At 35.9% G+C, this 24,213-nt stretch carries 22 protein-coding genes; 4 read left to right on the top strand and 18 right to left on the bottom strand.

Annotation, left to right across the window (positions count from 1 at the left end; genetic code table 11):
- Positions 1–25 precede the first annotated feature (25 nt).
- The 16 genes from ACH3Z1_RS08505 to gmd all read right to left on the bottom strand — a co-directional run bounded on the left by ACH3Z1_RS08505 (position 26) and on the right by gmd (position 18,347).
- On the bottom strand, positions 26–946 hold the full coding sequence (locus ACH3Z1_RS08505; RefSeq protein WP_490821464.1) for an FkbM family methyltransferase: 921 nt from the start codon (positions 944–946) through the stop codon (positions 26–28).
- Between the two features lie 240 nt (positions 947–1,186).
- Positions 1,187–2,182, bottom strand: a complete 996-nt coding sequence (locus ACH3Z1_RS08500) for a glycosyltransferase family 2 protein (protein ID WP_490821463.1) — start codon at positions 2,180–2,182, stop codon at positions 1,187–1,189.
- A 67-nt stretch (positions 2,183–2,249) separates the two neighbouring features.
- A complete protein-coding gene (locus ACH3Z1_RS08495; protein ID WP_490821462.1) occupies positions 2,250–2,963 on the bottom strand; it encodes a nucleotidyltransferase family protein in 714 nt (237 codons plus the stop codon).
- Between the two features lie 20 nt (positions 2,964–2,983).
- Positions 2,984–3,544: an SIS domain-containing protein gene (locus ACH3Z1_RS08490; protein WP_490821461.1), complete on the bottom strand. Its 561-nt coding sequence runs from the start codon at positions 3,542–3,544 to the stop codon at positions 2,984–2,986.
- Between the two features lie 21 nt (positions 3,545–3,565).
- Complete coding sequence (locus ACH3Z1_RS08485; RefSeq protein ID WP_490821460.1) at positions 3,566–4,558, bottom strand: GHMP family kinase ATP-binding protein; 993 nt, start codon at positions 4,556–4,558, stop codon at positions 3,566–3,568.
- Complete coding sequence (locus ACH3Z1_RS08480) at positions 4,555–5,670, bottom strand: NAD-dependent epimerase/dehydratase family protein (protein ID WP_490821459.1); 1,116 nt, start codon at positions 5,668–5,670, stop codon at positions 4,555–4,557. Before ACH3Z1_RS08480 ends, ACH3Z1_RS08485 begins: the two co-directional genes overlap by 4 nt.
- A gap of 49 nt (positions 5,671–5,719) precedes the next feature.
- Positions 5,720–6,964, bottom strand: a complete 1,245-nt coding sequence (locus ACH3Z1_RS08475; RefSeq protein ID WP_490821458.1) for a hypothetical protein — start codon at positions 6,962–6,964, stop codon at positions 5,720–5,722.
- A 52-nt stretch (positions 6,965–7,016) separates the two neighbouring features.
- Positions 7,017–7,721 (bottom strand): acylneuraminate cytidylyltransferase family protein, encoded by a 705-nt coding sequence (locus tag ACH3Z1_RS08470; RefSeq protein ID WP_490821457.1) that lies wholly within the window; start codon positions 7,719–7,721, stop codon positions 7,017–7,019.
- Between the two features lie 73 nt (positions 7,722–7,794).
- A complete protein-coding gene (locus ACH3Z1_RS08465) occupies positions 7,795–8,853 on the bottom strand; it encodes a sugar phosphate nucleotidyltransferase (RefSeq protein ID WP_490821456.1) in 1,059 nt (352 codons plus the stop codon).
- Between the two features lie 67 nt (positions 8,854–8,920).
- Positions 8,921–9,979, bottom strand: a complete 1,059-nt coding sequence (locus ACH3Z1_RS08460) for an N-acetylneuraminate synthase family protein (RefSeq protein ID WP_490821455.1) — start codon at positions 9,977–9,979, stop codon at positions 8,921–8,923.
- Positions 9,980–9,984: 5 nt separating this feature from the next.
- Complete coding sequence (locus tag ACH3Z1_RS08455) at positions 9,985–10,848, bottom strand: glycosyltransferase family protein (protein ID WP_490821453.1); 864 nt, start codon at positions 10,846–10,848, stop codon at positions 9,985–9,987.
- Positions 10,849–10,967: 119 nt separating this feature from the next.
- Positions 10,968–12,155, bottom strand: a complete 1,188-nt coding sequence (locus ACH3Z1_RS08450) for a UDP-N-acetylglucosamine 4,6-dehydratase (protein WP_490821452.1) — start codon at positions 12,153–12,155, stop codon at positions 10,968–10,970.
- A 70-nt stretch (positions 12,156–12,225) separates the two neighbouring features.
- Positions 12,226–13,302, bottom strand: a complete 1,077-nt coding sequence (locus ACH3Z1_RS08445) for a Wzz/FepE/Etk N-terminal domain-containing protein (protein ID WP_490821451.1) — start codon at positions 13,300–13,302, stop codon at positions 12,226–12,228.
- A gap of 17 nt (positions 13,303–13,319) precedes the next feature.
- A complete protein-coding gene (locus ACH3Z1_RS08440) occupies positions 13,320–15,791 on the bottom strand; it encodes an SLBB domain-containing protein (RefSeq protein ID WP_490821450.1) in 2,472 nt (823 codons plus the stop codon).
- 373 nt (positions 15,792–16,164) lie between these two features.
- Entirely contained in the window at positions 16,165–17,118 is a 954-nt protein-coding gene (locus ACH3Z1_RS08435; RefSeq protein ID WP_490821449.1) for a GDP-L-fucose synthase family protein, read from the bottom strand.
- A gap of 119 nt (positions 17,119–17,237) precedes the next feature.
- On the bottom strand, positions 17,238–18,347 hold the full coding sequence (gene gmd, locus ACH3Z1_RS08430) for a GDP-mannose 4,6-dehydratase (protein WP_490821448.1): 1,110 nt from the start codon (positions 18,345–18,347) through the stop codon (positions 17,238–17,240).
- A 125-nt stretch (positions 18,348–18,472) separates the two neighbouring features.
- Here gmd and rfbB point away from each other — a divergent pair, with 125 nt between their 5' ends.
- The 3 genes from rfbB to rfbA are packed head-to-tail and all read left to right on the top strand — an operon-like array spanning position 18,473 to position 20,944.
- Complete coding sequence (gene rfbB, locus ACH3Z1_RS08425; protein WP_490821447.1) at positions 18,473–19,525, top strand: dTDP-glucose 4,6-dehydratase; 1,053 nt, start codon at positions 18,473–18,475, stop codon at positions 19,523–19,525.
- Position 19,526: 1 nt separating this feature from the next.
- A complete protein-coding gene (gene rfbC / locus ACH3Z1_RS08420; RefSeq protein WP_490821446.1) occupies positions 19,527–20,090 on the top strand; it encodes a dTDP-4-dehydrorhamnose 3,5-epimerase in 564 nt (187 codons plus the stop codon).
- A complete protein-coding gene (gene rfbA / locus ACH3Z1_RS08415; RefSeq protein WP_490821445.1) occupies positions 20,087–20,944 on the top strand; it encodes a glucose-1-phosphate thymidylyltransferase RfbA in 858 nt (285 codons plus the stop codon). Before rfbC ends, rfbA begins: the two co-directional genes overlap by 4 nt.
- A gap of 5 nt (positions 20,945–20,949) precedes the next feature.
- On the opposite strand, the gene ACH3Z1_RS08410 is transcribed toward rfbA, so the two are convergent.
- Positions 20,950–22,203 (bottom strand): nucleotide sugar dehydrogenase, encoded by a 1,254-nt coding sequence (locus ACH3Z1_RS08410; RefSeq protein WP_490821444.1) that lies wholly within the window; start codon positions 22,201–22,203, stop codon positions 20,950–20,952.
- A gap of 142 nt (positions 22,204–22,345) precedes the next feature.
- Here ACH3Z1_RS08410 and ispF point away from each other — a divergent pair, with 142 nt between their 5' ends.
- A complete protein-coding gene (gene ispF, locus ACH3Z1_RS08405) occupies positions 22,346–22,840 on the top strand; it encodes a 2-C-methyl-D-erythritol 2,4-cyclodiphosphate synthase (protein ID WP_490821443.1) in 495 nt (164 codons plus the stop codon).
- Between the two features lie 100 nt (positions 22,841–22,940).
- Here ispF and porV read toward each other — a convergent pair whose 3' ends face one another.
- Positions 22,941–24,086, bottom strand: a complete 1,146-nt coding sequence (gene porV, locus ACH3Z1_RS08400) for a type IX secretion system outer membrane channel protein PorV (RefSeq protein ID WP_490821442.1) — start codon at positions 24,084–24,086, stop codon at positions 22,941–22,943.
- Between the last annotated feature and the right edge of the window lie 127 nt (positions 24,087–24,213).

The following is a 24,213-nucleotide window of genomic DNA, read 5'->3' as shown; positions in this document are numbered from 1 at the left end:
TTAAGGCAATAAAATGTGAAATACTTTATTTAGCATACAATTTTTTGTGCCCATAAAATATTTCATATTCGGGATTAGCCTCTTTAATTATTTTAGTTAACACTTCTGCATCATCCGGAAAATGATAAGTACATATTGCTAATTTAGGTTTAAACTTTTTTAAAGTTTCTTTTGCCCCCTCAAGCATTAATCTCTCGGCACCTTCGATATCGGCTTTTATAAAATCGATTTTGGTGATGTTATTATCTCTGATGTAATTATCAAGTTTAATTACTTGGATTGATTCAGTTTTTTGAGAACTATCGTTTCCTATAATTGAATTACTACCAATGTTTTCCTCGTTAATAGATATTTTAACAGTCTCATTTGTTTTTGATAACCCTAATTTCTCAACTATAAACTCAGTTTTTTTAAAATCATTAATATTAAGATTCTTAGTTAGCAGGTCATGTGCATATACTACTGGTTCAAAAGAAATAACCTTCGAGGCTTTTCTATATCCCGCAAATAATGAAAATAATCCTATGTTAGCACCACAATCAATTACAACATCTCCTTCTGCAATTTCAATTCCAAAACGTTCATAAGTGCCTTCGCCTACTTGTATAGAATCATATTCTTTAGAATTACGGGCTATGTACGGGAATAATAAATCATTAGCTTCCATAATAAACATATGAAAATCATTATACTCCAGCTTATTAATCTTAAAAAACTGGAAATCCCACACGCCCTTTTTGAAAAAATTCAGATTGAAAAGTTTTCGTGAATCGGAATCATTATTTAAAGAAAAACTACCAAAAAAATAACTAATCAAACTTTTCTTGAATAAGAAATTAAAGACCATTTTTAAATCATTACTACTAGAATTATTAATACATTGACGATAAATTTTAGCAATCGTGTAAGAATAACCACCAGATAAACGCGCTTTTATTTTGTTCATTTTTATTATTTTAAATTTCTTTGAGAAAGTTTTTCGGTTACCAAACTGATAAAGATAAATTCAAGGACTTTGGCTATTTCCAGAGATACTTTTGTGCCAAATTCAGATGAGTGTATTTTTGTGTCATAAGAAACCAAAAAGTTAAACTCCTTGGTAAAAAAAATAAAAAAAATTGACTTTTTATTAGAAAATCCCACTTATCTGTTGAACTCAGCCCTATCTATTCTATACATTTCATTTTTATTCATATTTTTTAATGTTCAACAATGTAACTATACGGAAAAAAATGCGAAACAATCCAAATCTTAATAAGATAGCTTTTATCTTATCATTTTTAGTTATAAACTCTGATCTAAGAACCCTATTATAATTATCGAGTATAATAGATCCAAAGTTGTTAAATTTATTTATACCATATTCATCTTTTTTGTTGGCCAAATATTGGCAACTATTGATTATAGTCGAAAAGTAATGGCTATTGACTTTTTCTAGTAACTCAGGATAATTTACTATGACATGCTCTTTCCATAAAGAAATGGCCTCAACCATATCAAGCATGTTATAATTAAAAGTAGACCGACATAAGCTTTCGCTATCTTGAAAATAAAAATAAAGTTCTTGCGGTGCTACCGTAATTCTTTTAGCTTTTTGCAATATCAGGGGCATCACAAACATATCTTCATTATGCCTACCTACCGGAAATCTTATTCCGTCGAACAAATCCCTGGCATATAATTTACCCCAAACTGCAGAACGTGTCTGATCTGCAATTAGCATATCCATTGCTTTCATGTCGTTGATAAGCTCTACTCCAGTATAATTAACCGGGTCGAGTTCTTTAGGCAAATCAAAAGCTCGCTTGTAAGAACACATCGACATTTGAACCTGAGGAACACTATCGATTGCATTTTTTAAAACAGTTAGTAATTCATGGTGAGCAAAATCATCGCTATCAATGAACGTGATAAATTTACCTTTTGCCCTTTCAATTCCAGCATTTCTTGCACCAGAAACGCCAATCCCTGAATTTTTTAAATGTATTACTATAATATTCTCGTACCGTAATGCGTAATCATCACACATTTTCGGACAATTATCAGGGGACTCGTCGTCCACTAATATTATTTCGAAATTCTTGTACGATTGGTTAAGTATACTTGTTACGCACCGGTCTAAATATTTCTCAACCTTATATACTGGTACAATTACACTAATTAAATCTTCTTTATTGCTCATTACAGTATATTTTTTCTAACACATTTTTTTAGCTACAATATCTTTATTTCGGGGACTATTTTGAGCTCTATGGAAAAATTTGTGGATTATCTTTTAAAAATTTATTTGCTCGTGCTAAATTGTCGTGAGTCCCAATATCTAAAACAAAGTTCGTGAGTTCATAGCCGCACATATTGGATACTAATGTTGGCAGCAGATCATAACCTATATCAAGTAACTTATCCTGACTTAACTTAATGTCGTTTAAAAGAGATGTATCCATTATATACAAGCCAGCATTGGCGAGTGAAGATTTAGGTTTTTGAGGTTTTTCTTCAAAACCTATAATTATATTATGCTCATCCAATTCAACAATACCACAAGAACTGGGGTTATCGGCATGAAACAATCCCATAGTAAAAGGCTTTCCTGAAGCCTTATGAATTTTTAACATATCGCCAAGATCAACATTTGTAAGAGTGTCAGCATAAAAAATAAAAAACCGCTCTTCTCCTTCGACATAGGATTTATTCTTAAAAATTGTACCAAGGCTTCCCAATAGAATTTCTTCGTGAACGAGTGTCACCTTTATATCTTCATCATTTTCTGTAACAAATTTCCGAACCTGGTCTGGGAGATGATTTAGATTAATCAATACGTCTGTTATACCATATTTCCGAAACAAATCAAACCAATATGACAACATTGGCTTACCTGCTACAGGAACTAAACACTTCGGTACTGTATCTGTAATTGGTTTTAATCTGGTACCAAGTCCTGCCGCTAATAAAAAAGCTTTCATACTATTATTTACAGTATTTCCTAGGAAGTGGTTTTACTTGCTTTAATATACTCTTTAATAATATGATTGATTATAAGATGAACATCCTCAATTCTTTCCATCGAAGTAGTATTGGCAACAAGTGACAAATCAGCCAAGTGCACCAGTTTACCTCCGTTTTTATTATTATAGTTTCCAGTTATACCTACTGTAAAATTACCCTTAGATTTTGCAAACTCAATAGCACTTAAAACATTTGGGGAATTACCACTTCCGCTGTATCCGATAACGATATCTCCTTTTGAAAGAAAAGTTTCAAGTTGCCCTTTGAATATGTTTGTATAATCGGTATCATTTGCGAACGCTGTTACTGATGGTGTATTATCAGTTAAGCAAATAGTTTTAATTCTCAATTCTTTCGTCCAATCGCCAGCACTATGTGACGGGGTAGCAGATGAACCACCGTTTCCAATAAGGTAAACTATATTTCCATTATTTCGTAACTCGATGATTCGATCAGCAATTTCTTGCATTATTTTCCAGTCAAGAGATTCAACTGCGTTAATCAGATCTTTCTTATAATCATTGAAAAAAAGTTCCATAGTATTCATTTATTTGTCGTTTTATAATCTGGAATTGTATCTCCGCATGTTAAAAATTATTCGCGAACCGAATGGATCAAGCATAAATGGAAGTTCAACATAATTATGCATTGCTTTTCGGAAACTATCCTGTTCATTTCGTGGTACGTATGATAATAAAAATCCACCGCCACCGGCTCCGGCGATCTTAACTCCTAGCGCTCCATTTCCCAAAGCCAAGTCTACCATTTCTTCTATTTCGGGTATGGTAATCCCCGTTGCTAATTTTTTCTTTATTTCCCAGTTATCTTTCAGCATTGCACCTAATGAATCCCAGTTACCATTACAAAGTTCTTTCTCCAAAATTGGCACCATATCGGCGAGATTATTTAGAGAATTTAAATTATCATTTGTTTTATTCTTTTGCTCAGATAAAATAACATCTGCCTTTCTGGTAATATTAGTGAAATGTAACAAAAGATTCGAGCCAAGTCTGATCCGGTTATCACGAGAAAGGTTTAATGATTCAGTAGTAACAGTTTCATCTTTATTAAAGATGAACTTGTTTACACCTCCATAGGCTGCGATGTACTGATCCTGTTTACCTATCGGTTTTTTTAAAATATCAATTTCAATTTCACAGGCTTCTCTTGCAAGTTGTTCAGCAGTAACCTGACGTCCTTGGTAATTATAAAAGGCATTGAGCAAACCAACTGTGAGAGAGGAGGAAGACCCAAGACCCGAACCTGTTGATGGAATATCTGCCAGCATCGTTATTTCAACCCCTCTTTTTATTCCTGCTTTTTTCATTGCTTCCCTAACAAGTTCGTGCTTTATTTCATCAACATCACTCACGATCTCTTTATCCATATAATTGATATAAATCTTATCATCAAAACGTTCATTTACAATAACAAAAAGGTATTTGTCAATTGCCGTACTTAAAACCATACCGGGTGAATGTTGATAATAAGAGCGCATATCAGTTCCTCCGCCAACAAAACTGATTCGTAATGGAGTTTGTGATATTATCATAACATAGCCCTCCTAATTACACCTAGATTTTTCATATGTTTCTCTGAATAATCCAGAATATCATTGATATCTGTTTGTTCTTCGAGATATTGTTTATATTCTCTGACACTGTCGTAAACAGTTCGACTAGGATTCCAGCCTAAGGATTTTAATTTTCCTATATCTGAAAATATATGTCTTGTATCACCAAATCTGTACTCTTTAGGTAACTTCGGCTTATACTCCATTTCAAAAACCTCGGCAACTACTTTTGCAAATTCAAGTACAGTGTACGCCTTACCTCCTCCAACATTATATACCTGCCCATTTGCTTTTTCAGATTCCATCACTAGCATAAGCGCCTCTACTACATCATGAATATTAACGTAGTCACGAATTGCATTGCCATCCTCATACGCGGTAGGTTGCTTTTTTAGGAAGTAAGACAATGAAAATATGCGACAGGCACCTGAATAAGCATTATAAAAGCTTTGTCTTGAGCCTTGAACTATTGAAAATCGCATGGCAACAGAGGGAACACCTATTCTATTACCTAAGTTGATAGCAAGCATTTCCTGCTGGTATTTCGACATGCCATATGGATTCATTGGATTAATTACTGTTTCATCCGATAAATCAAGTATGAGTGGAAGTCCGGTTTCGGTATCTATATGATCCCAAATACCAGCGCTAAGTTGTTGATCCGTTCGCAAGGTTGGAAAAATTACTTTCCCAGCATTATTATGATATTTACCTTCTCCCATTACCGCCTGTGAAGATGCAACGATTACCTTTTGAACAGGCAATTTTTCTTCTTCTATTATCTCATAAATTAACGATGTACTAAAAACATTTGTGTAAGAGAAAGATGAATAATCTGGTAAATAATCCTGATATGCAGCAAGATGAAAAACTATATCAACACCATTCAATGCATATTTCATTACCCGTTTATCTGTAACGTCTCCATAAATAAACTCAACTTTATTTTTATCAAGATATTCAGGAAATCCTTTCATATGAACTGGCTTCTTAAGGATATCTAGTATTTTAACAGAATGTCCTTTTTTAAGCAATGCGTCTGCTGTATGCGATCCTATGAACCCAGCTCCGCCTGTTATTAAAATATTCATTTTTCGAATGATTTATAAAAAATTAGTCAATCACTTTGAGAAAAATTATTCACCCCAGTGTATTTGGTGTCAACATTGCAGTCTTATTTTCATCCACCGCTAAATCGCCATTTTGCCTGTAGTTAATAGATAACCTCCCTATAGAATACCAGAAAATGGGAGCTAATGTCTGATATGTAAATACATTTGATCCAATAGCCATTAATGCTAATCCCAATACTATACTTATTTCAAGGTACTTGTTTCGTAAATCTTTAAACCCAAGCATCATTGCAACTATCACAATAGCAAAAAATAAAAATGTGCCTACTATTCCTATTTCAGCTAGCATTTTAAAATAATTACCATCTGCTATCAATACTTTGCTATAACCAATTACCTTGTGACCGAATGCGCCTAATCCATCACCTATAATAAGGTTTCCGTAACTAAAAGCATAGCTCCAGGTTCCGCTTCTTTCATTAAAGGCTTCTGAAATCATGGACCCTCTTTCAATTAAATCGGTAAAGAAATCCTCATAATTATCTGATACCAACACGAAAATGTAATATAAAAAGATTGCTTCAATCAGAAGATACCTCTTTTTTATAAATTTATATCTGAAATAACCGATAAAGTGCATAGCTAGAATTGCAAGGGCGAGAACCAAAAGAGCCGATCTTCGAAACGTTAGTATAATTGTCACCATACAGATTGCTAATGCAATCTTCCCTTTCCGTCCGTTAGACTTCAAAACAATATTTGAGCTAATTAAAAATCCTATTACTCCTAATGCGCCAGTAGCTGTAAGGCCAAAAATTGACTGAAAAAACAACATATCTGTTCCAACACCCTCTGTAGTATCCATAAACACACGATAGAATGGGGGCTCCCACAACCATAAAATAAATCCGAGAATAAAGCTAAAGACTAAAGTAATGAGTGTTATGTGGTAAAAATTATAACTCTGTTTCTTTTCATAATAGGCAAAATAGAAAAATAGAATTGGCAAAATTGAATTCGACCATTCAGCTATGAAAACTGATACAGGGAAACCCGTAAATAAAAACCAAACCAGGGAACCGCTATTGTACAAAAGATATAATAGGACAAGTTTGTTTATTGAAGAGTTCCGTAGTAAAGCCCGTCTGTTTATATTTTTAAACGCTATGATTAAAATAATTAAAGCAGTAATCACACCAAGTCTCAGACCTGGCAAAAATAGCAATTGAACAATGATGATTGCTACAACAATGGGATAGAAAAAATCAAATAACTTATACGACGTTTTAAGTTTATTCAAACCAAGTCCCATGGATATTGCTTATATCTAAGTGTTTTGTAAAAGACTGCTTATAAGGCAGTTTTTATGCGCTGCTTTCTTTTTGCTTTAACAAGTACAAAGCTTTTGCAAATTCAAGGTCTTCATAGTTATCAATATCCACAGCACTTTTCCAGTTGATTTCACAAAATTCATATCCTGGCCCGTAGAATGTATTAGCCGCTTTTAACTGATCAACTTTTGCGATCCAAATTACCCCTGTAGGACAGTACAATTCTTCCAAATCCTGGGATCGTTTACCAATGCCTTCTTTCATTATCCATTCAGCGTCCCCACTCTTGTTAACCTTGAAAGCCCACCAGGGATTCATCCATCCGAATTTAAAAGAACTGATTTGAAAATTCCGTCCACTGGCTAAAAATGTACTATAATGTTGTAAAATATCCTTTTCATTACGTAAAGGTGCATTTGCCATTAGCTGCACAACTATGTCATACTTCTCATTATAAAATGTTTCAGCCTGATTAATCGCTTCAATGGTAGCTTCTGTTACAGGCGAATAATCATCACTTTTATGATGGCGAAGAAAGGGAACATCAATTCCACATGATTTACCAACACTTGCAATTTCTTCACTATCCGTGCTTACCAGTATCCTGCTGAAAATTTTCGCTTGCTGCGCTGCTTCGATTGTCCAGGCAATCATTGGCTTACCCATAAAATCAATAATATTCTTTCCAGGTATCCTTTTCGACCCCCCCCTTGCCGGAATCACTGCTATTATATTCATGGAATTGTTACTTCTGTCATTTTTTTAATGATGAGGGAATACAAATGGTTTCGGTTTTCTCAGAAACTAGTCTTTATGAAATTCTAGCAATTGCATCCAACATATTCCCATATTCTTTCCATTGACCAGAATCATGATAAGAATTTTCTGATACAGGAAACACTCCTACCTTACCACCATCTTTCTTAATAGCATCTATCAAATCAGTAATATTATAAAATGTATTATCAGGAATCAATGAAAGCACTTCCGGATTAACAATATACATACCCGCATTTACTAAAAAATCATACTCTGGTTTTTCAACCAGACCTTTCAATTCACCGCCATTTTCAATTTCGCATACACCATATGGGATTTTATAGTGTATCATGGATGAAATAATGGTAAAGTCGTTTTTCTTTTCGATGTGATTTCGGTAAATATCTGCGTAATTTGCTTTAATCAATATATCACAATTAGAAACAAAAAAAGGTTTATTGATTTCGCCTTTAATATATTTCAAAGCTCCTGCTGTTCCCAAAGGGCTATCTTCCATTATGTAAGACACCTTATACAAATCAGCATACTCTTCTAAATAAGCTTTAATCAGGTTTGCTTTATAATTTACTGATATAAAAAAATTACTGTTAAAATACCTTTGATATTCATCCATGATCACTTCAAGCATAGATTTACTGCCGACAGGAATTAGTGGCTTAGGGAGTATATTTGTAAAAGGCTTCATTCGCGTACCTTTTCCACCAGCCATTATAACGACAGAAACATCTTCTAACGTAGCAGGCAATACTACTTTACCTGATAGATTAAAATTTTTTCTCTGAAGTATTTCAATTAATAATCCATTCTCCAGAACCGGAAGGTGATCAATTTTTGATTGAAGGAAAATATTAATAATCTCCCTTTCAGTTACACTCTTGTCAATTGAGATAAACTCTCTGTTTGCAATCTTAAGACAATTTTCAGCCAATGAAATACCACTTAATATTGCTCTCCGAAAATCTCCATCCGTTAACAGTCCAATTATTTTATCATGTTCATCCACTATTAATACAAAACCTTCGCCATTATTATCAATTTGTTTAATAGCATCTCTGATGTTATTTGAACTGCTTATTTTATATTTTGTCAATGTATTGATGTATTAAAGATTATCGAAAAGAGAGAGTATACCAACACTGATCTTGTTAAATGAGGGTTTATTCAAAATGCTCCCACTTAATTAATTCTCCCTCAGGTATACCATTTTTTATTTTTCGCCCTATCAGATATTTCAATTCCTCAGGTTGAATTCCTGTTCCCGGTCTTTTGAAATCTAAATCGCCATCTGAAACAATGTGTCCAGCCTTCATTTCAATTCTTGCTACGGCACTACGTCTGAACTTATCTTTTTTAGCAATTTCTGCTGCTGATACCGTTCTTTTAAAATTTCCTAAAGATTTTACAATGTTATTTGACTCCTGACAAATGATCTTCATTTCTTCTGGATTTGCAGAGATTTCATGATCCCAACCAGGAAGATCTTTGTCAAGTGTAAAATGTTTTTCAATTACACATGAACCAAGTGCTACACTTGCCAAAGGAATGGAATATCCGATGGTGTGATCGGAGAACCCAACCGGATAGCCAAAAGTTTGTTGTAGCATGGTTATATTATTGAGATGAATATCTTCATACAGAGGAGGATAAATTGAAATACAATGCAAAAGAACTATTTCGTCGTTACCAGCTTTATTTATCACGTTTATAGCAGTTTCAATCTCACCGAGCGTTGACATACCTGTTGATAAAATCACAGGCTTACCTTTTTGCGCAACGTAAGTCAGAAACTCATAATTATTGATATCCATTGAGGCTATCTTATAAAATGGAACATTTAAGTCTTCCAACAAATCAACCTCACCATTAGTGAATGGCGTTGAACAAAAGTCAATATTCTTTTGCCTGCAATATGCTTCCAACTCATAATGTTGCTCGGTCCTCAAATAATACTTATCAACCATTTCACGTAATGAGCCAAAATGCTTCTTTGCTGAATCGTTATACTTTTGATTCCTATCATATTCCTCTTTCGAAACGATCGAATCAGGTGTCCAGGATTGAAATTTAACAGCATCACAACCACAGTCAATTGCTGCATCTATTATATTTCTTGCCATATTCATATCGCCATTATGATTAGCCCCGATCTCAGCTATTATATAAGGCTTTGAAAAATTGTATACCGTTTTTGAACTCGATACTTTTACTTGTTTCATTTTATTTAATTTATATAATTAGATTCCTCCCACCAGAAAAAATTGATCCCAAGTGAGTTTATTTGTTCAGCTTGCTGGTTAAGAAATTCCTGATTCTCGTTACACTGTTTCAGAATACTCTGGTTTATTTCAATCTGTTCTTCAATTTGGTATTCCCTAAAATTTATTTTGTTCAACAAAATATAATGTTCAATTTTCTTATTAATGATACCCAAAAGACTATTGGGAGTTACCCTTTTTTTTCCTATAAGGTTATCGTCATGTTGCCTGTAGCTAGTTGTACAAATGTTTAAGAATACTGCATTTAGATCTTTTCCTGCAGCCGAAAAGAACAACCAATCATTCCCCGATTTATACCCTTCCAGTTTCTTTAATATTGGTGGTAACGCGCGGCACTGCATTGCACTATTACCAAGTCCGATAATGTTGTAATTTTTAATATAATTAATATCAAATTCGGTGCAATTACTGATTCTATTTGTCCAGTAAGACTTTCTAATCATTGTTCCATCTGATGCCATCAAACTAATATCATTACACACAAAAGGATACTTACTTAAATACTTAACAGATAAATCGAGTCGTTCAGAACTTAAAAGATCATCTGTATCAGCAAAAACGACATAATCTGCGCCAATACTTAGAACTTTTCGTAATCCTATTAATCTAATTTCAAATGGGGTTAGTCCGTAGACATCATAACTTTCAAATAATAGTGTGGTATTTTGCAGATACTTTTCTATATCAGCTACCCCATCATTGAATAAAATGAGCTTGAAATCTTTATTTGACTGATTTTCTAATGATTGCAAAAATGAAGGAAAAAACAGCAAATTACCTGGGAATATTACCGAAAAAACTACTGTCATAATAATGATACGAGCTTGTAAATATTACACAAATGACATAGTGTTTGTTGGTTATATTGTAGTCAATTGGAATAACATCTACTATAGATACTCCTTATTAACTGAGAATTCGTAAAATTCTACATTTTTGAATCAAGGTACTTTCCGGTTTCTTTATGATCGAAATCCGGAAGGATCTTCAAAAATTCTTCCAGTAAATCTTTTTTTGACCAAATGCGATTTTGCTTATATGAATCTATTTTCGCCAAAAATGAATCAAGTGAAAAATCATCAAACATCAACTGGCTTTTAATGATACCAAGATTTGAGAATTTTTTTAAATCAAGAATTTCATTTTGCATATAAAACTCTTCAAAGTCTTTCTCGCCTGTTGTATCGCTGTTAGAGAAGAAACAAGGCCATTTTTTTTCATTACTTAGATTATTCATTTTTCCCCTGGCCTCTTCTTCAGATTGGCATTCGAATGGCTCAAGCCCCTGGTCAATTAAAAATTTTCTGGCTATTTCAGCAAAGGTGATCAGATGCAATTCCTCACTAAGTTTTGGGAAAAAAATATCTTTATTTTCTCCCAAAAGACAAGACATTAAACATAATTCTCCAGATTCCTGTGGCGTAATAAAATAGCGCTTGATATCTACAGGAGCAACAATGGGTTGCTTTTTTTGTATTCTCTGACTAAATCCATGAAGCAATGAACCGTCCGAAAAAGCTACATTAGCAAATCTTGCTGTTGAGATAGGTAATTTTACACTTTCACGCATCAGAAATAATTCCATTATTCTCTTTGATGCCCCCATCATATTAACAGGATTTGCAGCTTTATCTGTTGAAACACAGAAATACTTTTTTGCTCCGTTTTCAGCAGATTGATGGATGGTTTTGATTGTATTAAGGATGTTCACCTCAATCATTCTCATTAATGTAAAAGGATCTTTTTCACTTCTTACATGCTTTAATGCTGACAAGTTGAGGACATAGTCATATTTGCCATCATTCCTGATAAATGCCTCGTATTCAATTGAACCTATATCCAATATAAAGGTCCTGAAATCACCTTCAATATAACCGAATGAACTCCTGATATCGCGAACCAGTTCGACCATATTATTTTCACTGATATCAACCACATGCAATTTGAGGGGATTTCTCTTAAAAATTTCCTTTACGACCGCCTGTCCAATAGATCCGGCTCCTCCAATTACAAGAAATTTTGATGAGGATACAAGTGTACTTATCTCGTCATTATGCAGCAGTATATCCTGATCAAATAAAGGTTTATCTCTACCAATTAAATTGAGTACGTTCACGACAATTAAAATATAATTAATACATAAAAAATAACCAGTGCTTTTCTTCGCATATGAGATATGAAGGGCTCTACTTCAAGTATTTCCTTGCCCAACGTCCAACCAGTAGTAATGCAACAACAATAAATCCACCTAAAAAACCACCAACAACCAGGCCATTTAATTTTCCTAGGCGTTGCATAGGCAAGGGGAGAATTGGTTGATCGATTATTTGAATCAATGGGGTTTCTTTTCGCAACGCTACTTTTGCCATTTCAAGATTTGTTACAAGCTGTGTTAAAATTGCAGTATTTGCCTGTACGTCAACTTGCCTTTTTAGTCCGCTAGTTCTTGGTAAAACCATAGCCGAATTGAGATTAAAAGTGCTTTCAGTTGAGGAAGCAACCCCTGTTATAGCGCCATTTAATTCTGCACGAACACTATCAGTTTGCCTTTGCAATATTTCATAATTCTGTTTGGCTTTTTTACTTTTGGTTGCTATATAGAAATCAGATACCTCACTAACGACAACTTGTGTAAATTCCTTAGCAAACTTTTCGTCGAAAAACTTTGTTTCAACTGTGAGGATGCTCACTTTTTTATCGGCCTGATAAACTTTAAATATTCCTCCTGCACCTGCAATCCGTGTGTACAAATTTCCTAATAAGCTATCCTGTTTAAAAGAAAGCATTTCTCTTTTTACATTTACAGGAAACATAATAGGTATAACTTCATTTTCTTCTTTTGGGGAAGCCAACGATAGATAAAAATCAGCGAGTGTTATAAGTTTCCCATTTTGTTTAGTTGGGCTAAGTAAGGCTTTTTCGATAATTAACCTGCTTTTCATAAACTCAATCAAGTTGGCACCACTAAATACGCCACCTCCACTTGCGCCCAGATCAAGGCCTAAACTACTAGCCAATCCCATTGCGCCAGCCAATCCGAGTCCACCAGACTTCTCTTCTTCCAACACAAAAGTTAACTTAGCTGTATACTGCGTAGGTTTTTTTATAGCATAAAATACGCCTGCAGAACCACCAAGAAATGTTACGATAAGAATAATCAGACTTTTCTTACGAAGAAAAAAGAGTGTGTCCTTAATTTGATGAATAATTTCTTTGAAATTAATTTCATCGGGATTGGACTGATTGGATTCAACAGTCTGCATATATATACAAGTTATTGTTAGAGTCTTAGAATAGCTATTACAACGCCCGCCAAGCTTGCCAGAGCACTGGACACACCGATAATTTCACCGGTACTTAACCCTTTTCTTTCAGGTTTTTTAGGAATAATAATTTCACTTCCAGGTAAAATACGAGGATAAGATTTAAAAAACAGAAAGTGTTTAGTTGTTGCAGCTTTGCCATTGGCATAAACTACATAAGCATTCTTTTTCCACGAATCACCACTGTATCCACCGGCACTACTAATGTAATCTTTAAAGCTATTATTTAAATTATATGGCACTTGTGTTTCGAGTAGCACTGCACCACTTATTTTTACCTGACCATCGAATTTTGGAATAACAAGTTCATCGTTTTGTCTGAGAACCAAATCTTCTATGGAACCAGGATTATTCATAATAGATGGAAGATCAATAGGCACCCTGATAAACTCTTTCCTTAACCCTTCATCGAGATTACGAAGTGTTAATGTATCCTTATCACTGATATTTTTTTGAATCTCTTTCGCTGCCTCTTTCTTTTTTCTTTCCTCTTCTGTAAAAAATCTTTTAATATAAGCGCCTGCTGGATTAGCATCTGGCGTATATCCACCTGCACGTTTCAACAAATCACTCACTTTTTCATTACGGCTACTCAATGCGTATGGGCCCGGGTATTGCACCTGCCCTGTAACAGAAACCGTTTCTGGCAGCACATACCCAGCTTTACGTCTTACAGTGATTACATCATATGGTTTCAGCTCCACGGACGCGGCATTAACACTCAAATCACTATCGATCTCTGTGTTTATTATTACGCTGGCTCTATTGTCAGTGGGCGCTATACTATCTCGTTTGATCAATCTGGCAATTTCAATGCTTTTATATGCTGCATCTGTAAAGCCACCAGCTTGTAAAATCAGATCTCGTAAAGTAAGATTATCAACATAGTCATATTGCCCCGGTACCCTGATTTCGCCCTGTATGGTTATTTTAAATGAATCGCGCAGATCTAGTACAGAACTAACCAATATTTCATCTTCTCGTTTCAGGGTTAGATTATGAACAGGATCCCCCCTTAAAGCTTTCTGTATATCAAACGACAGGATTGAGCGGCTAAGGTCTTCTTGCAGACGCAGTATTTGTGCCCGCCCTAAGTAAGCGTCTTCTTTTAGTCCATCCGCTTTTCGAATGAGATCCCCTACCGTAAGACCAGTTGTTAACTCATACACATCCGGTCTAAAAACTGCACCATTAATTTTTACACGGTTCTGAAAGCGATTTAAAATTTTCGAAACAACAAACAAATCTCCTGATTCAGGCAGGTAGTTGCTGTATTCAGATGCAATAATATCTTTTACTTTTCTTTCTTTATCACTATTCTGATACGCTTTAACCATGGCCGTATAAGCCGTATCAGTAAATCCAGAGGCAAAATCAAACACTTGTTGCAAGTTTTCCCCCTGTAACACTTCAAAAATTCCTGGTCGCTTAACCTGCCCTTGTATTTCTACTCGCTTTTTATAAGCCGGAATACGAATAACATCATTATCTTTTAGTCCAATATTGTCGGATTGATCGCCTTTCAATAACATCCTATAAAGATCGATTTTCCTCTCCACTTTATTATTTCGTACTAATTCAATTTCCCGGAAACTGCCAAACTCAGTGGGGCCACCTGCCAAGAAAAGAGCATTAAAGATGGTAGAAAGAGAAGATACGGTAATATTCCCGGGCCTGTTTGCTCCGATAACTGTAATTTTTATACTTCGTATTTTACTTAGTGCTACAGAAAGTTTTGCCCCTCCACTTTTAAGGTATGGATATACAGTATTACCCATAACAGTTTTAATTTTTTGAGTAGCAGCTTCCACACTTAAGCCTGCAACTCTCACTTGACCAACGTTGGGTATATTTACGTTTCCTTCAGCAGAAACTAATAAATCACCATTGTATTCTTGTACACCATATACACTGATCGAGAGTTCATCATCGGGCCCAAGGATATAATTAAATGGAGTTGCCAATTTCAAATTTGGTTCAAAACTCGGCGCAACAGATGTATATAATTCAGATCCGAAAATCAGAGGATTGATCAAAGGCTGAGGTTTCTTGCTAGTATATTTCTCTATATCTAATGAATCAGAACTATTATTCTGCTTTTCAACTGACTTAATTCCTGAAGTATTTGTTTTTAAAGCACCAGTAGCTTTCCCTTGATTTAAACCTACTGAATTGATTCGTAATTTAAGTTTAGCAAATTCAGAAGCACTCATTCCCTTTGCCAACGCCATTTGCTCAGCCTGCTCAATGGTCATATTTGAGGCATTTAATTGCGCCTTTAATTTGCCAATATCTGCATCTGATAATTGATCAACTTTTAAAGTACTAAGATCTTTTCCTTTTAAAAGATCCTGTGCTTGTATTGTAGTTGTAAATACAATTAGCAATAAACAGCAGAGTAATATTCGCTTAATCAGTTCAACTAGCATATGATAATAAATATATATTAAAAAAACATGGCTTCGCCTATCTCAATCCCATGGTAACTGTGACTGAGTCTTCAGACAGGTTAATATTATACAATCTAGGACATAGTCAACAAAAATATAATATAACAAGTAGCAAAGGTCAATGCAATGTTAAGAAAATCAAAGCATAATACACAATTGAGCCATCAAATTGGGGGAGATTTTTGGACTCTGGTGTGCAAATATAGTGCATGACATTGCGGGAAAAATTATAATAGGAAAAAATATCTTTCCTACTTGTAATATACCCGCTACCAGAGCTTTATTTATCAATTTGTCATAAGCATATTTTATGCTTTACTGACTTATCGGAAACTATTAGACGTATTCTAATTTACCAAGGTATGTTTAGTTTAATACTGTTATAAGTATTTATTATACCTTGTTCAAGTTCGATAGAAGCTTCCCATCCTAATTTTTTCATCCTGGATATATCCATCAACTTTCTGGGTGTGCCGTCAGGCTTACTACTATCAAAATGAAGCAACCCCTTATAACCTGTAATTCTGCTAATCAGTAAAGCCAAATCGGCTATACTAATATCTGAGCCAGTCCCAATATTCCACATAGCTAACTCGTTGGCAGCCAAATCAGATACATTAATTTTTTGCATCAGAAACAAACAAGCAGAAGCCATATCATCCACATGTAAAAACTCCCGAAAAGGACTACCACTACCCCATATTACTACTTTCTCATCCTTGTTTTCACATGCTGTGATAAATTTTCTTAGTAAAGCTGGCAATACATGAGATTTTTCAAGGTCATAGTTATCATTTGGGCCGTACAAATTCGTTGGCATTGCCGAAATAAAATTGCAGCCATATTGTCGCTTATAAGCATCACACAATTCAATTCCAGCAATTTTTGCAATAGCATAAGGCTGATTTGTAGGTTCTAAATATCCGGATAACAAGTATTCTTCTCGCAAGGGTTGTTCTGCGAGTTTAGGATAAATGCAGGAAGAGCCAAGAAATAATAACTTTTTAACCTGGTGCTGATAAGCTGCATGAATTGTATTAGCTTCTATCATCAGGTTTTCATATATAAAATCGGCTCTGTAAATATTGTTAGCCTGAATTCCCCCAACTTTGGCTGCAGCAAGAAAAACGTATTCCGGCTTTTCTGTTGCAAAAAAGTTACTAACAGCAGTTTGGTTACGTAAATCCAGTTCCTCCGATGTCTTTAAAATAAGATTGTTATACCCCTCCGTTTTAAGCTTTCTGACAATAGCACTACCTACCATCCCCCTGTGCCCCGCTACATATATTTTTGCACTATGATTCATTTTATTGTATTCTGAATTTTAATACATACCAATTGAAACTACATGAACAACTGTTTTTTATTGAACCGTTTTAAATTATCTAGAAGGAATTTCCGATTCAATGCATAGAATAAAATAATTTATTCAAATTCGTTTCGGACATCATACCCATTTTTTTTCAGGAATTGTTGCTTTTCAAATAAAAGCAAATCGCTTGCAACCATTTCCTTCACCATGTCATTTAGTGAATATTTGGGTACCCATCCTAATTTGTCATTTGCCTTGGTAGCATCTCCAATAAGCAGATCAACTTCAGTAGGCCGATAGTACTGGGGATCTACTCTTATTACAATACTTCCTTTCTCAACTGGCCATTTACCATTATTCGAAATGATAATACCTATCTCCTTTTCAGCTACTCCTTCAAATGCAAGTTCCATTCCAACTTCTTTAAATGCCATTTTGATGAAATCACGAATTTTCGTCGTAGTCCCCGTCGCTATTACAAAATCTTCTGGTTTTTCTTGCTGCAACATCAACCACATGGCTTCAACATAATCTTTCGCATGCCCCCAATCTCGCTGTGCGTCAAGATTGCCAATGTACAAGCATTCTTGTAAGCCTAGACAAATTTTAGCTACTGCACGGGTAATTTTTCTTGTCACAAAAGTTTCACCCCGTGTAGGTGATTCATGATTGAATAGGATACCATTACACGCATATATTCCATAAGCTTCACGATAATTTACAGTAATCCAGTACCCATATAATTTTGCCACTCCGTAAGGAGAACGCGGATAGAAAGGAGTACTTTCTTTTTGTGGTACTTCTTGCACCATACCATATAATTCTGAAGTAGATGCCTGATATATCTTGGTTTTGTTTACAAGCCCTAATAAACGTACAGCTTCCAGTATGCGCAAAGTTCCCAAGCCATCCACATTCCCAGTATATTCTGGCATTTCAAAACTAACTTTCACATGACTCATCGCACCTAAATTATATATTTCATCAGGCTGAATCTCCTGAACAATCCTAATCAAATTAGATGCATCGGTTAAATCACCATAATGCAATATGAGGTGCCTGTTAGATATATGAGGATCTTCATATATATGATCGATTCTTTGGGTATTAAATAAAGAACTCCTACGTTTCAGGCCATGTACTTCATACCCTTTCTGCAATAAAAATTCAGCCAAATAGGCTCCATCTTGACCTGTAATACCTGTAATAAGGGCTTTTTTCATTCTTAATTATTGATCTGCAATAATAATTGTTATAGCTGACTTTCAATTTACATTAAGATAATCTTGAATAATTTTATTAGTACCCCTATTTTCGCTGACTAATAAAAAAAGCGAGGGTATCAAAAATGCTCAAAAAAGTGTTAATTACAGGTGGCGCTGGTTTTATTGGTTCACACCTTATCAGACTTTTTGTGACAAAATACCCAGATTATGAAATCATTAATCTGGACTGCCTTACCTATGCCGGGAATCTTGAAAATTTAAAAGATATTGAAAAAGCAGAAAACTACCGATTTGTCAAAGCAAATATTCTTGACAAAGAATTGCTGTCGGAAGTTTTTCATCAATACGGGATAACGGATGTCATACATCTTGCTGCAGAATCACATGTAGACCGCTCAATTCTTTCACCCCTTGACTTTGTATACACCAATATTGTTGGCACAGTTAACCTACTGAATACAGCAAAGCAGTTTTGGGGTAAGGAAGAAAATCATCTATTCTATCATGTGTCAACTGATGAAGTCTATGGTAGTTTAGGGGAAAGCGGGCTATTTACAGAAGAAACACCCTATGACCCTCGCTCACCCTATTCAGCCAGCAAAGCTTCCTCAGATCATTTCGTCAGAGCTTATTATGAAACATATGGTATCCCCTGCATCATCTCGAATTGCAGTAACAACTATGGCCCTAACCACTTCCCCGAAAAACTGATTCCTCTTTTTATCAATAATATTCTACAAAAAAAACCTTTACCAGTATACGGTGATGGCAATTATACACGAGACTGGCTTTATGTGGCAGATCATGCCAAAGCCATCGACCTGATTTTTCACCAAGGGAAACCGGGAGAAACCTTTAATATTGGTGGGTTTAATGAATGGAAAAATATTGATCTAGTTAAATTACTTTGCCATTTGATGGATGAAAAGCTAAATCAACAGCCGGGAGAAAGCGAACAATTGATTACCTATGTGAAAGATCGACCTGGCCATGATAAGAGATATGCGATTGATGCTTCAAAACTGAATAAAGAATTGGGATGGTCGCCAAGCGTAACTTTTGAACAAGGCTTATCCATTACCATTGACTGGTACCTGAACAACAAAAATTGGTTAGAAAATATAATGTCCGGGCAGTATCAGCAATATGAAAAATCTATGCATAGCAACCGATAAAATGAAAATAGAACAAACCGAATTAAAAGACTGTTTCATTATTCATGATACCATTTTTGGAGACCATCGTGGTTATTTTTTTGAAAGCTTTAACCAGCATCGTTTCTTACAGGAAACAGGACTATCTGTCAATTTCGTTCAGGATAACCAATCCAAATCGCAACGAGGGGTTTTAAGGGGCTTGCATTATCAGCATGGAGAATATGCACAGGCAAAACTGGTTCGTGTATTGCATGGCAGTGTTCTTGATGTGGCAGTAGACCTAAGGTTCAACTCCCCAAGTTATGGCAAATACGTTGCTGTTGAATTAACAGAAGATAATCATAGACAGTTATTTGTACCACGTGGTTTTGCACATGGTTTTGTCGTTTTAAGCGAAACAGCCGTATTCTTTTATAAATGCGATAACTATTACAATAAAGAAGCAGAAGGTGGAATCATCTATAATGACCCACAATTAAATATTGACTGGCAATTATCCGGAACAGAAATTTCACTCTCAGATAAAGACAAAGAGCTTCCCGTACTTTCTGAGGCCATTAAATCTATTAGTTTTAGCATATGAAAGGCATCATTCTCGCCGGCGGTTCAGGCACACGCCTCTACCCCATCACCAAAGGCATTAGTAAACAATTAATGCCCATTTACGATAAACCGATGATTTATTATCCTTTATCGATACTGATGCTGGCAGGTATTCGTGAAATATTGATCATTACTACACCAGAGGATAATGCACAGTTTCAACGACTATTGGGAAGTGGTGAAGAATTGGGTTGTACTTTTTCATATGCTTCTCAGGAAGTACCCAACGGACTTGCGCAGGCATTTGTAATTGGGGAGTCTTTTATTGGCAATGATAAAGTAGCGTTGATTTTGGGTGATAATATATTTTTCGGATCTGGTTTGGTACAACTCGTTCAATCTTTTAATAACCTGGAGGGGGCGGCCGTTTTTGCCTATGAGGTACAAGACCCCGAACGTTACGGAGTGGTTGAGTTTGACGAGAAACAAAAAGCCATTTCGATTGAAGAAAAACCTGACAATCCAAAGTCTAACTATGCAGTGCCTGGTTTATATTTTTATGATAATACCGTGGTAAATATTGCCAAAAATATTGTTCCTTCTACCAGGGGTGAATACGAAATCACTACAGTAAACAATGAATACCTGCAACACGGTAAATTACAGGTAGGCATCATGAGCCGAGGCACAGCCTGGTTGGATACTGGGACTTTCGATTCTTTGAGCGATGCCTGTGAATTTGTAAGAGTAATTGAAAAAAGACAGGGGCAGAAAATTGGCTGTATCGAAGAAGTAGCATGGAGAATGGGATTTATCAATAAAGAACAATTATTGATTTTAGCTGATAAATATGCAAAAAGCGGGTATGGTGATTATCTAAGAGCCTTACGATAACAACTTTACAGCCTTAGCGAAACTATGTCTCTTGGTACTATATTTTGAGTATCAAAAATGATAACAGAACGATTTTTGAGTTCTGAATAATCAATATCACTAAACGCAGTATGTTTTACTACAAGAATAACGCCTGTAATATCCAAGCTTAACCCGTCTTCAACAAAACGGATGCCTGGATGTTCTTCCTTACGCACATATGGATCCTGAACGAATACTTCAAGACCCGCATCTCTTAAAGCATGATACAGGTCAACCACTTTCGTATTACGGGTATCACTGCAGTTTTCCTTAAATGTAAAACCCAGTATCAACACTTTTAACCCACGGACATTCCCTTTATGTAAGTTCGCCAATGTTCTGATCATTTTCTCTGCCACAAATACCCCCATCCAGTCATTGATTTCCCTACCCGCCGCAATCAGCCTGGGTTCATACCCAACCTGTTTTGCCTTATGCACTAAATAATGTGGATCAACCCCAATACAATGCCCTCCCACAAGTCCCGGCCGGAAAGGAAGAAAATTCCATTTAGTAGCTGCTGCCTCCAGTACATCCCCTGTATCAATCCCCATTTTATCAAACATCAGCGCCAGTTCATTCATAAAAGAAATATTCACATCACGCTGTGCATTTTCAATGGCTTTGGCAGCTTCCGCTACTTTTATAGAGGGTGCAAGATGTGTACCGGCAGTAATTACAGTATCATATAATTCCTGCACTCTGGAGGCTGTTGCAACTGTAGAGCCAGACACCACTTTTTTGATATCCGTTATTTTTCTTGTTTGATCGCCTGGATTAATCCGTTCCGGAGAATAACCCACAAAAAAATCCTTGTTGTACTGTAAAGAGCTGAATTTCTCAAGGGCAGGTACACATTCTTCCTCCGTACAGCCCGGATACACTGTTGATTCATAAATCACCAGATCATTTTTCTTCAATATTCCCCCAATCATTTTTGAGGCATTTAGCAAAAAGTTCAGATCCGGTGTCTTATCAGGGTTCAGGGGTGTAGGAACCGTAACGATATAAATAGTACAATCGCTAATATCATCAACCTTATCGGTAAAGAACAACGAAGAGGGGACACTTATTTCTTCTTTAGTCAATTCTAGTGTATGATCAAACCCCGCCTTTAATTCAAGCACTCTTTGGGAATCTATATCAAACCCTACCACTTCATAATGCTTGGCAAAAGCGATCGCCAACGGCAGCCCTACATATCCCAGTCCAATAATACCAATCTTTAAATTATTCATACAAGGTCAAAGATAACAGATAGGAAAGTCAGAAAGACCCGAAGTCGGAAAGTCTAGGAAATTTAATGTCTAAACGGATTCACGAAATCCTTAGAATTTAATCATATGAACTACCATTTTTAATTAATCATATCTTCGTTCTATGAACATTCGCATCGGCTACGGCATAGACTACCACCAACTTGTAGAAGGAAGAGATTTATTTATAGGCGGTGTAAAAATTCCCCACAACAAAGGCGCACTCGGCCACAGCGATGCCGACGTACTACTCCACGCCATCTGCGATGCACTGCTGGGTGCAGCGGCCCTTGGCGATATTGGGGTGCATTTCCCTGATACGTCAAATGAATTCAAGGACATTGACAGTAAAATCCTGCTGGCGAAAACAAAATCATTAATAGAAGCCGAAGGTTATAAAGTCATCAATATAGACTCCACCCTCTGTCTGGAAGCCCCGAAAATAAAACCCTATGTTCCCCAAATGCAGGAAACCATCGCCGCTATTCTGGGCATCACCATAAAAGATGTGAGCATAAAAGCCACCACAACAGAGAAAATGGGATTTGTGGGGAGGAAGGAAGGGCTAGTGGCACATGCCACTTGCTTAATTTGGAAATTTGAAAATTTTAAAATTTGAAAATGAGGTTCTTGATAATTGGAGAAGCCTACAAACCCGGAATGTTCTTCATTTTCAAATTAGCAGATTTTCAAATTTTCAAATTATCCCTATTTTCAAATTACTCCTTAGGTTCAAGATTGAATACAACTCCTAATCTCAACGTATTCGAAAGCGGATTACGCGTTACCCCACTTCCGGATGGAACGAGGTAAGAGAAATTAATATCAATAAAATCGAGGTGAAAACCGGCACCTACACTGAAATATTTTCGGTTACCCCTGTTTTTGTTTTCATAGAAATAACCGGTGCGGAAAAAGAACTGGTTATTGTATCCATATTCGGCACCCAGTGAGAACTGTAATGATTTACCAAAACCAGTTCCGTCGCCAAAAGATTTCATCCAGCTACTGACTACACCTGTGGTTCTGTAGTTAACCAGGTTGGCACTATCGGTAGAAAAATTTCCGGTAGCGACCGGTGGAGCAGGCACCAGTAGCTTATTCATGTCGAGTGCAAAATTGATCTTGTTATTTTCATCCAGTACTTTGGTGTAAGAAACACCAATACCCAGGTTGGCAGGAATAAAATCTTTGTTTCGCGCATCATTGGTATAGCCAATTTTGCTGCCTAAGTTCGATAAAACCACACCCCAACTCAATCCTTCCCCATCTTCATTCAATCCATTATTGTACAATGACACATCACCGGCTACGGCATTACCCGCTTTGTATACGACACCTGTTCCCACATCACCCACCACCAGTCTTGAATTGATATAACGCAATGCCACACCAATACTTAATTTTTCATTGAGCTTCCTGGAATAACCCAGGTCAAAAGCAAATTCACTTGGACGAACAGAATTGAGCACATTACCGGAAAAGTCGGTTAGCTGGATATTTCCCAGACTAAAAAAGCGGAGTGTAGATGATATGGCCTGTTCATCATCCAGTTTATGATAGCCTGCCATACTGGCCAGGTAAACATCATTCAAACCAAGGTCTTTTAACCAGGGTGTGTAGTTCACGGCAATAGCAGAACGCTTGGGCGCAAACATTACTTTAGAAAGGTTCCAGAATGGTGCGTTGGCTTCGGGCGTAGTGGCAATTGCTACATCGCCCATACCACCCGCCCTTGCATCGGGCGAAATACGAAGAAAAGGTACTGCTGTTGATACGATATTAATGGAGTCCTGTGCATAGGTTGTATACGATAATACCAATGCCATGATGGCTGCCAGGGTTTTCTTTTGCTTTAAAAACATGAAGCAATATATTTTAAAAAGTTTAGAATGTTAGCTATTAGCTTTTAGCAATTAGCGGTTAGCAATTAAAATATAATTAAGACTAATCACTAATAGCAAATACTCTAGGGTAATTGTCCCGGGATAA

It is taken from the genome of Sediminibacterium sp. FW305-C-49, from assembly GCF_058231085.1.
Note: the sequence above shows the minus strand (reverse complement) of the source record. Positions and strands in the feature narration are given on the sequence as shown.